This window comes from Leptospiraceae bacterium, from assembly GCA_024233835.1.
In the GTDB taxonomy this organism is placed as follows: domain Bacteria; phylum Spirochaetota; class Leptospiria; order Leptospirales; family Leptospiraceae; genus JACKPC01.
Map to the genome: position 1 here is coordinate 1,348,788 of JACKPC010000001.1, position 15,023 is coordinate 1,363,810.

The following is a 15,023-nucleotide window of genomic DNA, read 5'->3' on the forward strand; positions in this document are numbered from 1 at the left end:
CATGCCAATTATTTTTCAAGCTCAAGTAATTCTGCTTTTAAGCCTTTTTCAGCTCGCTTTATAAGTGGAATAATTGATTTTACACTTACCTTTTTTTTTGTAGCGGTTAAAATCCTTTCGGATAGCTTAATTTTACGACGGATGTGGTTAATAGCTGGTAGAGTAGTCTGAAAATACTTTGCCAGCTCATGATCAGACATAGAAGAATTTTTACTTAAGAAGTCTTTAAGCATTTCATCCGTCCAAATAAGGTTCGCTGCACCTTTTTCGCGAAAATCAAATTTCTTTAACCTTTCCACCTGCCTTTCCGAACTTCCCTTACTTTTCTTTTTTTTCCAGTAGGGATGCCTGTTTCTTGCATACTGAATATCTTCTATTGTATATCCTGTTTTTTCTAACCATTCCCTTGTAATTTTCGCCCTCATCCCCCGACTTAAGCGGGATTGAATGGTTTTATCGATGTATTTATCCGGAGTTTTAGCAGAAAATAGCTTCTTCTTCTCGGCTTTATATTCCGATTCCGTTAATTCTTGCATCTGGCAACCTCATAGTATTTTACTCCGAGAATTGCTTTCTTTTCGTTATGCGCATTTTCAGCTCAATAAAAGCAACATTCTCGGTTTTTTCTATCTGTAAATAGAAAAAAGGATTGTTTCCTTTGGATTGGAAGGTTGCAAGTTGATCCGGGAGAGCCTTCCCGGAGGGGATAATGTGGTTAACTTTGCTTATAGCAGACTGTTCTTTCAGGAGGTTATTATTTCCTACCACAAATTCTTTTAGCATAAGAACCTTTTTTTGAGCGTCCAAAAGTTTCAAAGACTTTATTTGAAACTTAACTCCATCCTGGTGCAGGGGTTCAAATCGTATTGAACTTACCTGTAGGGGAGCCGGAAGTGCAAAAGTGTAATCATGCCAGTTTGAATCAATAAGGAGGGCCTGTTGTATCCTGTTTTCTGTTCCCGGATTTTCAGTCAGAGGGAATTTTTCATTAAAATAATACAGGTTTACAGTATCTGCTTGAATCCTGTATTTCAAATAGGTTTTAGCAGGAATGTATAGGCCCATTCCGAGAATTAACAACGCGAGAATAGAATGTAAGGTAAGTCTTTTTTTATAATCATCTATAGGAGTATGAAGTTCTTCGTTTTTTAACTTTTTAAGTATTTTTTCTTCATAGTATAAAATCTGAGAAAGAAAAGTTTCGAAGGTTTCAGCTTCTTCTCCGCTGGGAGGAGAGTCTCCACTAAGCTTTTGAAACTGAATTTCATTATCTTCTATAAGTTGGGTTAACTTCGTATCTTTTATTTTATTTTTACAGGTTTCCCTTTCCATGAGAGACCGGATGGGAGCTTCATCTTCTAAAAAAAGTCCGATGTTCAAGACATCGAGAGCCAGTTTTCCTGAAAGGATAGTGGAATCTTCGTATTTAGAATTGCTATTTAGAATCTCTATAGATTCCAACCTTGAATAAGCATTTTCAATTTTTTGATAAAGAGTCTCTCGCTTTTGTAAAGCCCTGGTTTCTTCCTCAGAAAGCTGGGGTTTCTTGTAAGAAAATTTTAGTAATTCTTTCCAGTTCATCTCAGGGCTAAGATTCCTTTTTCTTTCTTACATTGTCCACATGGCGGGTAATGTGATACATGGTAAAGAAAAGCATTTCCCGTATAGAAATGAGACCGAGTATGGGATGCGGTAGCCTGTATTTGTCCAATTCTTCCTCTTTCCAGGTTTTTAAAGACGGATCAAAATCATGGCCGATCTTTTCCCAGTGGTCTATCATTCGTTTTCTGCCTACACTTTCGCCGGGGTACCCGGGTGAGAAAACGCCGGCTCCTGCACCTTTTTCCAGTTTATCAATATAAGTATTTCGGATTTCGGCATAATCACGAGAACTATTACCTCCACTACCAAAAACCAGCAAGCCGATGCGGGGTAAACGAAGGGCTATAGGAATAATGGAAGTCGACTTGGAAAGGTGCTCCAGATTTTGAGCCGGAGACCAACCAAAATCGGGCTTTACGAAGAAATCTTCATCCTGAAACGAGGTGAAAAGATCTTCTGCTTCCTGAAATAATTGCTTTAAAGCAAATATTATCTGACTTTTGAAATAAACTTTTTCGAGTTCGGCCTGCTCCAAGCCAGAACCTCCTAATATTTAGCGGATACTATATCAAATTCATTGGCGGCTTTATATTTCAAGACAATTTCACTATCTTCTAACTGAATAAAGATCTGATTATCTTTGATATGATAAATACCCACCTCGGTATAATCCCTATCATTACGGCTGGGATAATAAAATACTTTATTTTTGTATAAGGAAATTACATTACTACCGTATTTTATACGTAAATTTGTAGTATAGGTATTGTTCAAGGTATTTTCTATGAGATTCAAAGGAAAATTATCTTTAGGTTCCGAACCAACGAGATATTCTCCTAAAGCATAACCATTTACTTCCTTGATATAATACCAGTTTGCGTACGTTCCACTCAATTTGATGACTTTTTTCGTCATTTTCACTGTAAGTTTTGTTCCGAAAGGAAGCAAGGTAACTGTTTGAGAGGTGAAAGTAGGTTCTCGCTTTATTGCAAGTCCTGTTTTATGAACGACAAACTTTTCAATAAAAGCCACTCCTTCCGGGAACATTTCCGGATCGTCCTTGGGCTCCGGTACAACATGAGAACTGGCACTGGCTACTTCAGGTTTGGATTCGGGCACTTTTTCATTTTTTTCGACTTTGGGAGGAGTTTTCCCCTGGGTAGTGTAGGTGGCTCCACGCGAAATGTCTTTCCAGACACCTTTTAAATCAAAAAGATAAATAAAACCGGCTAAAAGGGTAAAACTTAAGGCCACATAACGAACCGGCCTGGATTTCTGGTAATAGGTTAAAAACGTACTGGTAATTTTCTTTTTTAGCCTGTAGGATTCAATTTCATCCGACAGACCTTCTCGGTTCCAGTATTTTAGACAAATATCCCGGTAGTTGATGTATTCTTTGAGCTTGTCTTCGTAAAGGCGCTTTAAAACCGGGTCCTGGGTGGAATCCGGATGGTTATCTTTTACCTTGGTGTTAAACGAAGAGCGTATAGCTTTCTCGTTAGATTCTCCTACAACAAGGGCCAAACCTTCAAAACTATTAATAATTTCTTCTAATTGGCTATCCGTTAATTTTTCCGTATTCATAATCCCACCTCGGTACAAGCCCAAGGGAAAGTATTTTTTTTGTCCCTTAATAGGCAATAAAAATTTTCTCATTCAACCTTCACTTATTATACACCTATTTTAAAAAAAAGCACGTACTTTTTATCTTTGCTTCCGGTTCTGCTCTAAAAATAAGCATATTTTGAGTCTGTCAAAAAGACCGGATGTTTTCTTATTCTTTAATATCGGAAATAAATTTTTTATTCGGGGAATTTTATTCCGGAAAGCAATTTACGGGTAAGAACTGTAATAAATGCTGAGTAGTGTAAAACTTAGCGCATATTCTTCAAACTGAAGAATTCCTCTACAAGAGAAATATCCCTACTGGCTTCTATAAACTCTAAAATAGATTCTTTTGCATCGTCGAGATGGAGTATTCTCAATTTCTTCATTAGAACCTGCTTTTTCTTTTCTCCTTTTTCTTTTAAAGGAATCTCTCCTATTTCCGGGTACAAAGATTTATAGACCCTTCCGTCGTGAAAAAAATAATCGATACGAAATAGACTTTTCTCTTTCGGACGAATCGCGGCTACAAGTCGCCGGTAGGTAAATTTATAATTCAGTATATAAGGAGATTCTTCTATTAGACCTTTTGAAGGTTTTGTTTCGAAAATGGAAAACGGATCTCCCTTTTCTGCTGCTTTCAGGGGATTCTTCCCTTTTAGTTTGTCAGAAAAATACGGATAGATTCCTAAAAGCAAATGTTTTTGATAAGACTGTTCTTCTTCTATCGTTTCTACAGGGTCTAAACGATAGTCCCATTTTTCAACATTCTCGTAGTCAAATTCTTCTCGCCTTACTTCCTTATAGTGTTTGCGAAAGGAGAAATAACTTAAATCCAGATAGGAGAAGAAAGAACCCGGAAAAGTCTGCATCTTTTCTTCTTCCCTGATTTCCTGTAAAGACCCTGAATCTGTATTATATAAATAGATACGATTTTTAGAGTCAATAAAGAGTTTACGTTTGACTTTTTTTGTCACATCTTCCCAGATATAAAATAGCTCACCCGCATTGGCTTCTCTCTTTTTCGCATTTACGAAGAGATGAATGATTTTTTCCTCTTTGTTGATATAGGTATCTCGCATAGTTAATGTAGAGGGAGCATCCGGTCGAACCGGGATAGGTTTCGCTTCCCTCAGATAGTGCCTGAGTTTATAATAGCCGGCAGGAAGAGAAAAAGCCTTATCCATAAGTTCCGGGACATTCCATTTTTCTTCAGACCGCAATTCGGTTATATAAGTATATAGCAGGATACTAAGAATCAGGTAAATTGTTCGCATGGCTTTCCTCTCAAATCTATTTTCATCCTATTACAGTGTGATAAGAATACAAGCACTTTACTCCTTTAGCTGTACTGATAGAGGACAACGGATTAAAAAAGAATCAAAAATTTGAGCCAGGTAAAGTTTATCTTTATAGATAAGGGCAGTACTGGCCGCAGAAATTTCCTTTCCGGAGTTGGCATACAGGATTTCCGGCTTTTGGGAACCGGGTCTCAGGATATGAACTACAGAAGGAGAAATATTTTCTTTAGATTTTTTATGCGATAAAAATTCGGAGAAAGAAGGATGTGAAGTAAAAAGTAAGGACTTATCCTCGGTTTCTGTTATATTATCTCCGGCTCCACCGAGCTCATACTCCTGCAATTCTTTTAGCTTGAGTTTGCCATCTATGCGTATTATCTTATACTTATATAGTTTTTTATCAAACATGGCCGTGCGAAATAAAAATTCTTCGTCCTTTTCTTTAAGATAGTGAATCCCGTTTCCTCCTCCTACTGCGTTTTCGAGGAGAGTCCAGCTCTTTCCATCAAAGTAGGCGATTCGACTTCGTTTTAAGCCGAATATTGCGTCTATGAGCATAGAAGATTCGCTTCTCGAGCTCTTATCGTTTGAAACGAAGATTTCTCCGGAAGGTAAAGCCACGAGTTCATTCGGACTAATGATTGAAGGATCTGTTATCTGTTTTATGTATTCAAGTTTCTTATCCTGTATTTTGAAAACTTCTATCCTGTGATTCTCTTCTTCTTTTAGGGGTCTTGAAATTACGTAAAGCAATTCTTCTGTATCTTTTTTAACAAGGCTCATTCCCAGCGGTTTAAAACCAGGAGGGTAAGAAGAATTTAATATTGTAGGTCGGGGCATATCTTCGTTGAGATTTAATAGAAAAATCTTTCCATCTTCTTCGGGTTTTCTTCTATTATGACTGCTAATATATAAAAGTCCTTTTGCTTCGTTGAGGGCAAAGTCTTCCGGCCCGGGGATAGCATCGATACGGCTACAAGAAGGAAGCTTTTTTTCCTGAAATGAAGAGCAGGAGATAAAAAATAAAAAGAGTAAGATACTGAGTCGTTTAGTCATTTTGAATATCCTTTAATTTTTGCGTCTGAATACAAGAGAATAGATTCCGAAGCTATATTTGTTTTCCGGCATATTTTCCTTCCAGATTAGGTCTCCATCATCTTCATGAAAAGAAATTTCTTTATTATTTTCAAGTTGTATAAAATACTTATTATAGGGAAGTAAGTTGCCCTTCAAGGTTTCCGGTCTTTTTAGGGTATGTAAGCTATTTTCTTTATAGTTGTAAGCATATATAACATTATCCGAATGAAGGAAGGAAAACTCTCCAAAGCCTCCGAGGCTTTCCATTTTTTTAGGGAACTCCTCTATGACTTTATAGGTTTTGTCCGTATTTAGTCTGATAAGTTTTGTACCTTTTAAAAGCATAGAGTATTCTTCTGTACTTTTTAATAAATGAGAGCTTCCTTCTCCTATTTCCGCAAGGGTTTGAAGCGGAGTTTGAGGTTTTAGTAAGGGGTTCAGGATAAGCCATTTGGATGTTTTTTCTTTATCATCAAAAACCATGTAGAGCTTGCCATCTTTTGCACTGGACCATTTCGCATTTTTCTTTAAGCTGATACGGGCCAGAGTCTTTAAGGAAAAGCTAAAACTCTGGAGTTTGTATTTTCCTTTTGTATCAATGTAAGAGGCATAGATATAGGTTCCGGCTTCTAATTGTAAAGGCTTTCGAACTTTTAAACTGATTCTACTTAAGGATTTTCCCGTTTTCAAATCAATCTGCTCGATCCCTTTTTTGGAAAAGGCATATAATCTTCCGTTAACTGCCAGTTTTTTGTAAGGAGTGGAGCTTTCTTTTCTCCACAATAAAGATTTGTTTGTGTTTCGATAGACTGCAATTGAGCGACCGTAGTTTACGATTAATTTTCCATTTACAAGAATCGGAAGGCCGAGAAAGCGATCCTTTAGAGGATACTTTTGTATATATACAGGTTTGTCTTCATAAGATTGCAAAAACTTTTCTGATTGCCTGGCCTGTTTGCTGTCAGGAAATTTCTCTAATAACTCTTTACTCAAAGACGCCACTTCTTCTTTAAACTCCATTCGTTTATTATCCCGGATTAAGGCGTCAAGGACAGTGATGCAGGCAAAGAGATTTTTAGCATCCCTTTTAAGTTCTAAGGCTTTTCGAATATGCAATTCTGCTTTATCTAAATTGCCTCTGTCATAGTTTATATAGGCCAGATGGTATCTCGGATCAGGAAAATCCGGGTATTTTTTCACCAGACCTTCAAAGGCTTTCTCTGCTTCTTCGTAGAGTTCTTCGTTAAAATAAAGAACTCCAATATTATAAGGTGCTAATTCGAGCGCTGAATCTAATTTTTCCGCCCTTTCAAACTCTTCCCTGGCCTTTCCTTTCTCCCCGATTCCGTAATAGGCAATGCCGCGGGCAATGTAGGTAGGTGCAAAACCGGGCCTTACCAGGATACTGCGATTCAAATACTGTATGGCCTTTTCTTTTTCCTCTGTTAGAAATAACAAACCCAGTTGGTAGGTACTGTAGTAAGCGTCCGGTTTTATTTTTAAGATATTATCCAACATTTCCTTTGCTTTATCATAGTCTTTGGTTTTAATATAGTAAGAGCTAATGGCTTCCTGTAGTTCAATTTTACTTTCCGGGTTCTTTTGAAGTTCGTGGTTTAAAAGTGCCAGAGCCTTTTCATTTCTACCGAGACCTATCAGGCAATCGGCAATTTTAATAATCAGGGAGGTCCGCTTCATCTGCTTATACGCTTTTTCATAATGATGCATAGCGGTTTCGTAATCTTCCTTATTGAAATGCTCATTGGCTTCTTCTATGATAGGAAGAATGCTTAAGAAGCTTTTGTTCTCTTCTATAATCCGTCTGGTCTGGGCAAGCTCCGGAATGTCCGGGTTATTCTTTTCTGCCTTTGATAAGAAACCGAGGGCAGAATCATAGTTTTTGAGAGAGTTTTCTCGCAGTGCCATTTTGTAGTATAGAGTTCCGAGGCGGTAATGAATGGCTTCTGCATTTTGTTTTTTCTTTTTAGCCTCTTCTAAAATACTTAAATAGAAGGTTTCTGCTTCTTCTAATTTTCCTTCGTCTTCATAAATCCTGCCTATGGCAATTGCAGCCAGTGGATCTTTTCCTGCCAAAACATTTAGCTTTTCCTTGTATTCAGAAAAGCGAGGATTTCTTGTTTTGGCATACAGACGAACCAGTCCCTGTAAAGAGGGAATGCTGTCCGCCTGTAGAGATAGAGCTTTTAAAAAGTTCTTTTCGCTTTCTTTGTAGCGGTTCATTAAAAAGAAAGCCCTACCGAAAGCGTTATAGATGATATTTTCTCCCTTGTCTAACTGTAAGGCCTTATTGTATTCCTGTAAAGCTTTGTTGAAGTTTCCCTGTCTGAGTTGTGTATCTCCCGCATCAAGGATAATGTAAATATCACAAATTTGTAAATATTTATCCGCATTATCTTTCCCTTTTAGTTTTTTGGCTTGCAGGTATTCTTTTCTGGCTTCTAAATACCTTCCTTCCAATAAGAACAGGTTTCCCGTGTTTATATAGGCACTCTGGGAAGATGGATCTAATTCCTTTACTTTCAGAAAAGCTAACATAGCCTGCTTATTCTGTCCTATGTTCTGATAGGCCAGTCCGAGGCTATTATAGACAGAAGCGTGTTCCGGCGTTTTTTGCAGGGCCTCTTTTAGAGTTTGAATGGCTTTCGAGTATAAACCATTCCCCGAATAAGCGCTGGCTAGACTCAGATAAGTTTCCCTATTTTTAGGGTTATATTTTAAAGAGCGCAGAGCATTTGCTTCTGCCTTAGAGTAATCTTCTTTTAAAAGATAGGTATTGGCAATGAGTAAATACGGTATGGATGGTTCTTTTGATTTTTTAGCAGCTTCTTCAAAGTAATGAATCGCCGTATCATAATCCTTGCGCTTTAAACTCTCATTTCCTTTTTCTATAAGACCCGCTCTCTTACTCGCGCTCAGGGAGTTGGAAACCTGTTTCAAATCCGGGTTTTCTTTTTTGGCTTTCAGAAAGTATTCATCGGCCTGCTTATATTTCTTTAGTTGCAGGCATACATCTCCTAAGTGCATATAAAGCTGGGAGCGTTCCGAGAATGATTCGGCTTTAACTGAAAGAAAGGTTTTATATGCTTCTTCGTTTTTCCCGAGCTCTTTTAAAAGAACCCCGGCCTTGAAAGGATAAATAGGTTCTGAAGGAAAGTCCTTCTGAAGTTTATTATATTCCTTAAGAGCTTCTTCACTTTTTCCGAGGCTTGTAAGACAATAGGCATACGAAAGGCGAATTTGTTCTGAATTCGGAGACAGGTCTTTTGCTTTCCCGAAAGCCTCCAGTGCTTTATCGAATTTCTTTTGTTCAAATTCATTGATGCCCAGAAGATAATAGCTCGGGCCGTCAGGATAGAGTCCTATTGCTTTATTCGCGTATTCCCTGGACTTTTCATAATTTTTTTCCTGGAAATAACGATTCCCTATACTCAAATATTTTCTGGCTTTTTTATAATTCTTCCTGTCTTTAATAACGATGCTGTCTTTTTGAACGGAGTATGATTCGAAAACTTTCTTTTTCTGAAACATAGAACAGGAAAGCAAAAGAAACGAAATTAAGAGATAGATAAGCTTAGTCTTCCTTATCATTATTTTTATCCTCCTCTTTATCCCGGATTATAAATAGGTCTGTAAATTCTGTATAAGTCAGGGAGAGAGAATTCAGGGCTTTAAGTTCTTCTGAGTCCATATCCCGGACAAGGACAGCAAGCCGCCATTCGGAAGCTGTATCAACTTCTGCAAAAAGAAGATCCCTGCCACCAAGACCCAATTTGGCCTTAGCCGAATCTGAATCAATTTCGAGATGAAAAGCCCTGTCGGTTTTATCTTTTTCTTTTTTAAAGGTAAAGGAGTCCATAGTTTTAAGACCAAATTTTGTATCATACAAACTTACCCTTTCTCCTACTGTTTCGATAATGAATCTTGGTTTATCTTTTTCGAAAAAGCAAAAATACAGGTTCTCTTCTTTTTCCATGAAAGGAAAGGCTGCTTCCAATTTAAGAGAAGCCGGGGGAAAAGGCTTGGAGAAAACTCCATTCCAGCCGGAACTTTCTCTCTCTTTTTTTCGTTTAAATAAAAGACCACCCCCAAGTTTAGGTTCCAATGAACCATTACCCGAAACTGTCCAGAAATCCTGTGCCTCTTCACCCACAGCATCTTTCAAATAAAAGGGAAAAGAAATATAAGAAGAATCCTTGGCTTTGAGTTCCAGACTCCATTTAAAAAGAGAAGAGTTCTTCTTTTCTTTTAGATCTTTCAGTATGTTTATATTATAGCGAGCCGGAGGTAAATTGTTTAAGTATAGAGGGCTTTCTCCCTGAATTTCACTGTTCCAGGCGACTTTCAAGCCGGAAGGATAGGTACTGATACCCATAGAAGAAAGTTTGAAATCGTCTTTCCATTCGATGAAAAGATTCAGAGAATCGCCAGCTCGAACAGTAACTTCTCTTTCTACTTCTTCCGCACCTGTTTTGTAGATTTTTAGTTTATGAGTACCTTCTAAAATGGGAAAGTCTTTTACCGGAAGCTTTCCGGCTTCCTTACCATCGAGATAAAATTCACAGTCACTCGATACAGTATTAATTTGTAAAACACCGGATATACTTTTTAAAAGCAGGGTTTTTAGTTCTTCCTTAGAAGCTTGCCTGGAAAAAGAAAACTCAGGAACTTTTTCTTCACTTAAAAGACGGTATCTGTCTTTCGAGCGAACGAGTTCAATACGTTCAAATGGTTTCTTGTCTTCTTCGGTATCTTTTAAAACCTCCAGCTTATATTCGAGACTTCCGAAGAGACTTGCATTTACCGGGTCTTTCAAGTCCTGTTTGATCGTATAACTTATCTTATCAGTTTTTTCTTTCTCCGGTTTGTCTATTAGGATATTCGTATATATATAAGCATCGATATTTTTTTTCATACTGGCCTTTTGTAAACTATCCCTGTCTACCCAGACCCGGAAAGGGAGTTCCACTTCTTGAAAGGAAGAATTTTTCCAGAGGAGTTTGAGTTCCTGTTCAATGATGCGTTTATCCAGGTCAGAAAATCCTTCCGGAAACAAAATGGGAGCAAAGGTATAAACCGGGATACCGCTGCTTTTTTTTCGCTCTTTATAATCTTTTCCACCGGAACCTTTATTTCCCGTGATTAAGCCCTCACGGGCCTTTTCGAGAACCGGAAGGGCCGGTATTTGAAAGGTTTTCCCGTTTATCCTCTGAACCGAAGAGCAGGAGAAAAACATACAAAAAAGCCCTGTAACTGAGATATAGCTGGTAATGGATTTCATAGACTCTTAACACACACTTTTCAAAATAGAGCCTTAAGAGACAAGCCCTAAATCAGGAGCTTTATCGTATGAGTGGATACCGGGCTTCTGGCAGTTTCGGTGAGTGCATTTGTCAGAGCCGAAGCATAAATCGGCAGTCAGAGGGGCATTTTCTGCTTTGTTTCTGTCTTTTTCTGTATAGTTTTAGCATTGAAGGGCTTACTTTTTTGAGGTTGAAAAAAAGTAAACTTAATAGAGCTTAGTAACAGAATCTTTCCAGTTAATTAATTAGGTGGCTATATTGAATAGATTATTTTCTTACCGTAATAAAGGAATACAATCATGACTAGTATCCAACAACGTGCAGAACTTCAGCGGCAAATCTGGCAAATTGCTAACGATGTTCGAGGCTCAGTAGATGGCTGGGACTTTAAACAGTATGTCTTAGGCACGCTGTTTTATCGCTTTATAAGTGAAAATTTCGCAAACTACATTGAAGGCGGAGATGAAAGTATTCACTATGCTGAGCTTTCTGATGATGTTATTACCGACGATATTAAAGACGATGCCATCAAAACGAAAGGCTATTTCATCTATCCAAGTCAACTTTTTGAGAAGATAGTCGCGGGTGCGAATAATAACGAGAACCTAAACACGGATTTAGCCACTATATTTGCAGCAATAGAAAACTCCGCAAATGGCTATCCATCAGAAATGGACATCAAAGGTCTATTCGCTGATTTCGACACTACCAGTAACCGTCTGGGAAATACTGTTAAAGATAAAAACACCCGCTTGGCTTCCGTATTAAAAGGAGTGGCAGGGCTAAAGTTTGGTCAATTTCAGGATAATCAAATTGACTTATTTGGCGATGCTTATGAATTTTTAATCTCAAACTATGCCGCCAATGCCGGTAAATCAGGCGGTGAGTTTTTTACTCCGCAAAACGTTTCCAAGCTGATTGCCCAACTTGCCATGCACAAGCAAGCCAGTGTCAACAAAATTTATGACCCTGCCTGTGGTTCCGGCTCCTTACTTTTGCAGGCGAAAAAGCATTTTGATAATCATATCATTGAAGATGGTTTCTTTGGTCAGGAAATTAACCATACCACTTACAACCTTGCACGCATGAATATGTTTTTGCATAATATCAATTACGATAAATTTAATATTCAACTGGGCAATACCCTAATCGATCCGCATTTTAAGGATGAAAAACCCTTCGATGCCATAGTCTCGAATCCGCCTTATTCGGTGAAATGGATAGGTTCGGATGATCCAACCCTGATTAACGATGAGCGCTTTGCCCCCGCCGGCGTTTTGGCGCCCAAGTCCAAAGCCGATTTTGCCTTTGTGCTCCATGCTTTGAGCTACCTTTCCAGCAAAGGTCGTGCTGCCATTGTTTGTTTCCCCGGTATTTTTTACCGCGGTGGTGCCGAACAGAAAATTCGTCAATATCTGATAGACAATAACTATGTGGAAACCGTGATCTCTCTGGCACCCAACTTATTTTTTGGTACTACCATCGCTGTGAATATCCTTGTGCTTTCCAAGCACAAAACCAACACCAACACCCAGTTTATAGATGCGAGCGGTGAAGATTTTTATAAAAAGGAAACCAATAATAATATATTAACCGATCACCATATTCAAAAGATTATGGATATGTTTGATAGCAAAAACGATGTGGAAAATATAGCCAAATTGATTCCTTTTGAGACTATTGCCGCTAATGATTATAATCTATCGGTGAGTAGCTATGTAGAAGCCAAAGATAACCGTGAGGTGATTGATATTACCAGGCTGAATGCTGAACTGAAAACCACCGTCAAAAAGATAGACCAGCTGCGAAAGGATATTGATGCAATTGTCGCCGAGATTGAGGGGAATGAAGCATGAGTAATGTCATTATTTACACAACTGATGATGGCTCCACAAAAATCGATTTGCGTCTGGAAGACGGCACGGTCTGGCTGTCGCAACTGCAAATTGCCGAACTGTTTCAAACCAGCAAGCAAAATATCAGCAAACACATAAAGGCTATTTATGATGATCATGAGCTGTATGAGCAGGCAACTGTCAACCAGGAGTTGACAGTTCAAAAAGAAGGCAAACGTGAGGTTTCACGCGGCATTATCTTGTATAATCTCGATATGATTTTGGCTATCGGTTATCGTGTGCGTTCGCTGCGCGGTGTTCAATTCAGGCGCTATGCCTCCACGGTATTGAAAGAGTATCTCGAAAAGGGTTTTGCTCTCAACGATGAACGCTTGAAAAACCTCGGCGGCGGGAACTACTGGAAAGAGTTGCTCGACCGGATTCGCGATATTCGCTCCAGCGAAAAAGTGATGTACCGCCAGGTATTGGAACTCTACGCCACCGCCACTGATTACGACCCCCAGAGCGAAGAGAGCCTGACGTTTTTCAAAATCGTACAAAACAAACTGCACTACGCTGCCCATGGTCATACTGCCAGCGAAGTCATCTACCTGCGGGTTGATAGCGACAAACCTTTTGCCGGTTTAAGCAACTTCAAGGGGAGCCAGCCAACACAAGCCGAAGCCATGATCGCCAAAAACTACCTCAGTGAGCAGGAATTACGGATACTGAACAACCTTGTCTCCGCCTATTTCGATTTGGCCGAATTAAACGCCATCGAAGAACGTGAAATGCGCATGGTCGATTATGTGCGTGAGTTGGACAATATCCTCAGTTCAACCGGACGTAAATTGCTCGACAATGCCGGCAACGTCTCTCATGATGCTGCCAAAGAAAAAGCAAAACTGGAATATAAGAAATACAAGGCCAGAACGCTGGAAAACGTAGAAAAAGACTACCTGAAAACTATTGCCGCATTAGAAAAGCAGGCCAAAAAAGAGAGCCGTAAAAAATGAGTAATTTAAGCTTTATGGAAAAGCTGCTGGATGGGGTTGAAGTGGAATGGAAGCAATTGGGAGAAGTAGGAGAATTTATTCGTGGTAACGGAATACTTAAAAAGGACTTAATTGATACTGGTTTTCCAGCCATTCATTATGGTCAACTTCATACTAAATATGGCTTATCAGCTGATAAAGCTTTTACTTGTGTGTCTCATGAGTTTGCTAAAAAATTAAGAAAAGCCATTAACAATGATCTATTGCTTGCAACAACATCAGAGAATGATGAGGATGTAGTAAAACCACTAGCATGGCTTGGAGATGAAGTTGCTATTTCTGGTGATATGATGTTGTTTAGACATGAACAAAATGTAAAGTATTTAGCCTATTATTTTGAAACAGAAGCATTCCAAGAACAAAAAAGGAAGTACATTAATGGGGCGAAAGTTCGTAGGGTTTCGAAAGATAGTTTAATTAAAATTCAAATCCCCATTCCCTGTCCCGATAATCCCGAAAAATCTCTCAAAATCCAAGCTGAAATCGTCCGCATTCTGGACGCGTTCACCGAACTTACCACCGAACTTACCACCGAACTTACCACCGAACTTACCTTGCGGAAAAAACAATACAACTACTATCGAGAGCAGCTATTTTCTTTTGATAAAGAGGACGTTATACACTTACCAATGGGACAAGAGGGTGTTGGTGATTTTATTCGAGGTAGTGGGTTACTGAAAAAAGATTTTACCAAAACGGGTGTTGGCTGTATTCATTATGGTCAGATTCACACATATTACGGTACATATACAGATCAAACTAAAACATTTGTTTCAGAAGATTTTGCTAAAAAAGCTCGCAGAGCAAAATCAGGCGATTTGGTTATAGCCACAACAAGTGAGAACGACGATGATGTTTGTAAAGCCGTCGCTTGGATTGGTGAAGGAGAGATTGCCGTTAGTAGTGATGCATGTTTCTATAGGCATACTTTGAACCCCAAATATGTGTCTTATTTTTTCCAAACAGAGCAGTTTAATAAACAAAAAAGACAGTATATTACGGGTGCAAAAGTAAGGCGAGTAAACGCTGATAATTTAGCCAAAATACTAATCCCCATACCTTCACCAGATGAACAAGCCCGAATAGTCACTATCCTCGACAAATTTGAAGCCCTCACCAACTCTATCACCGAAGGCTTACCCCGCGAAATTGATTTACGACAAAAGCAATATGAGTATTACCGCGATTTACTGTTGAGTTTCCCCAAGCCGGAGGTAAATGCCTAGT

General features: G+C 38.7%; 11 protein-coding genes. 3 read left to right on the forward strand and 8 right to left on the reverse strand.

Features of this window, described 5'->3' with window-relative positions; translation table 11 throughout:
- Positions 1–8: 8 nt before the first annotated feature.
- The 8 genes from H7A25_06205 to H7A25_06240 form a co-directional block, all read right to left on the reverse strand.
- The gene (locus H7A25_06205; GenBank protein ID MCP5499476.1) at positions 9–536 is read right to left on the reverse strand and encodes a hypothetical protein; all 528 of its coding nucleotides are present in this window, start codon (positions 534–536) and stop codon (positions 9–11) included.
- Between the two features lie 19 nt (positions 537–555).
- A complete protein-coding gene (locus H7A25_06210; GenBank protein MCP5499477.1) occupies positions 556–1,581 on the reverse strand; it encodes a hypothetical protein in 1,026 nt (341 codons plus the stop codon).
- Between the two features lie 7 nt (positions 1,582–1,588).
- On the reverse strand, positions 1,589–2,137 hold the full coding sequence (locus H7A25_06215; protein MCP5499478.1) for a DinB family protein: 549 nt from the start codon (positions 2,135–2,137) through the stop codon (positions 1,589–1,591).
- Positions 2,138–2,148: 11 nt separating this feature from the next.
- Positions 2,149–3,186: a hypothetical protein gene (locus H7A25_06220; protein MCP5499479.1), complete on the reverse strand. Its 1,038-nt coding sequence runs from the start codon at positions 3,184–3,186 to the stop codon at positions 2,149–2,151.
- A 290-nt stretch (positions 3,187–3,476) separates the two neighbouring features.
- Entirely contained in the window at positions 3,477–4,484 is a 1,008-nt protein-coding gene (locus H7A25_06225) for a hypothetical protein (protein MCP5499480.1), read from the reverse strand.
- 57 nt (positions 4,485–4,541) lie between these two features.
- Complete coding sequence (locus H7A25_06230) at positions 4,542–5,564, reverse strand: arylesterase (protein MCP5499481.1); 1,023 nt, start codon at positions 5,562–5,564, stop codon at positions 4,542–4,544.
- A gap of 12 nt (positions 5,565–5,576) precedes the next feature.
- Positions 5,577–9,194 carry a tetratricopeptide repeat protein gene (locus H7A25_06235; GenBank protein MCP5499482.1) on the reverse strand — a complete coding sequence of 1,206 codons (3,618 nt, stop codon included), beginning with the start codon at positions 9,192–9,194 and terminating at the stop codon, positions 5,577–5,579.
- Positions 9,178–10,884, reverse strand: coding sequence for a PEGA domain-containing protein (locus tag H7A25_06240; protein MCP5499483.1), 1,707 nt, complete (start codon positions 10,882–10,884; stop codon positions 9,178–9,180). The genes H7A25_06235 and H7A25_06240 overlap by 17 nt, the downstream gene beginning before the upstream one ends.
- A gap of 321 nt (positions 10,885–11,205) precedes the next feature.
- On the opposite strand from H7A25_06240, the gene H7A25_06245 reads away from it, so the two are divergent.
- From H7A25_06245 to H7A25_06255, 3 genes are read left to right on the forward strand one after another with little or no spacing between them, the layout of a single operon-like run.
- Positions 11,206–12,762 (forward strand): type I restriction-modification system subunit M, encoded by a 1,557-nt coding sequence (locus H7A25_06245; protein MCP5499484.1) that lies wholly within the window; start codon positions 11,206–11,208, stop codon positions 12,760–12,762.
- On the forward strand, positions 12,759–13,757 hold the full coding sequence (locus H7A25_06250) for a virulence RhuM family protein (protein ID MCP5499485.1): 999 nt from the start codon (positions 12,759–12,761) through the stop codon (positions 13,755–13,757). Before H7A25_06245 ends, H7A25_06250 begins: the two co-directional genes overlap by 4 nt.
- Complete coding sequence (locus tag H7A25_06255; GenBank protein MCP5499486.1) at positions 13,754–15,022, forward strand: restriction endonuclease subunit S; 1,269 nt, start codon at positions 13,754–13,756, stop codon at positions 15,020–15,022. Before H7A25_06250 ends, H7A25_06255 begins: the two co-directional genes overlap by 4 nt.
- The last annotated feature ends 1 nt before the right edge of the window (position 15,023 follow it).

Bases quoted from the DNA above. Each gene is read 5' to 3' on its own strand.
- H7A25_06240 (MCP5499483.1), bottom strand. From the start codon at position 10,884: ATGAAATCCATTACCAGCTATATCTCAGTTACAGGGCTTTTTTGTATG.
- H7A25_06205 (MCP5499476.1), bottom strand. From the start codon at position 536: ATGCAAGAATTAACGGAATCGGAATATAAAGCCGAGAAGAAGAAGCTA.
- H7A25_06230 (MCP5499481.1), bottom strand. From the start codon at position 5,564: ATGACTAAACGACTCAGTATCTTACTCTTTTTATTTTTTATCTCCTGC.
- H7A25_06220 (MCP5499479.1), bottom strand. From the start codon at position 3,186: ATGAATACGGAAAAATTAACGGATAGCCAATTAGAAGAAATTATTAAT.
- H7A25_06245 (MCP5499484.1), top strand. From the start codon at position 11,206: ATGACTAGTATCCAACAACGTGCAGAACTTCAGCGGCAAATCTGGCAA.
- H7A25_06225 (MCP5499480.1), bottom strand. From the start codon at position 4,484: ATGCGAACAATTTACCTGATTCTTAGTATCCTGCTATATACTTATATA.
- H7A25_06250 (MCP5499485.1), top strand. From the start codon at position 12,759: ATGAGTAATGTCATTATTTACACAACTGATGATGGCTCCACAAAAATC.
- H7A25_06210 (MCP5499477.1), bottom strand. From the start codon at position 1,581: ATGAACTGGAAAGAATTACTAAAATTTTCTTACAAGAAACCCCAGCTT.
- H7A25_06235 (MCP5499482.1), bottom strand. From the start codon at position 9,194: ATGATAAGGAAGACTAAGCTTATCTATCTCTTAATTTCGTTTCTTTTG.
- H7A25_06255 (MCP5499486.1), top strand. From the start codon at position 13,754: ATGAGTAATTTAAGCTTTATGGAAAAGCTGCTGGATGGGGTTGAAGTG.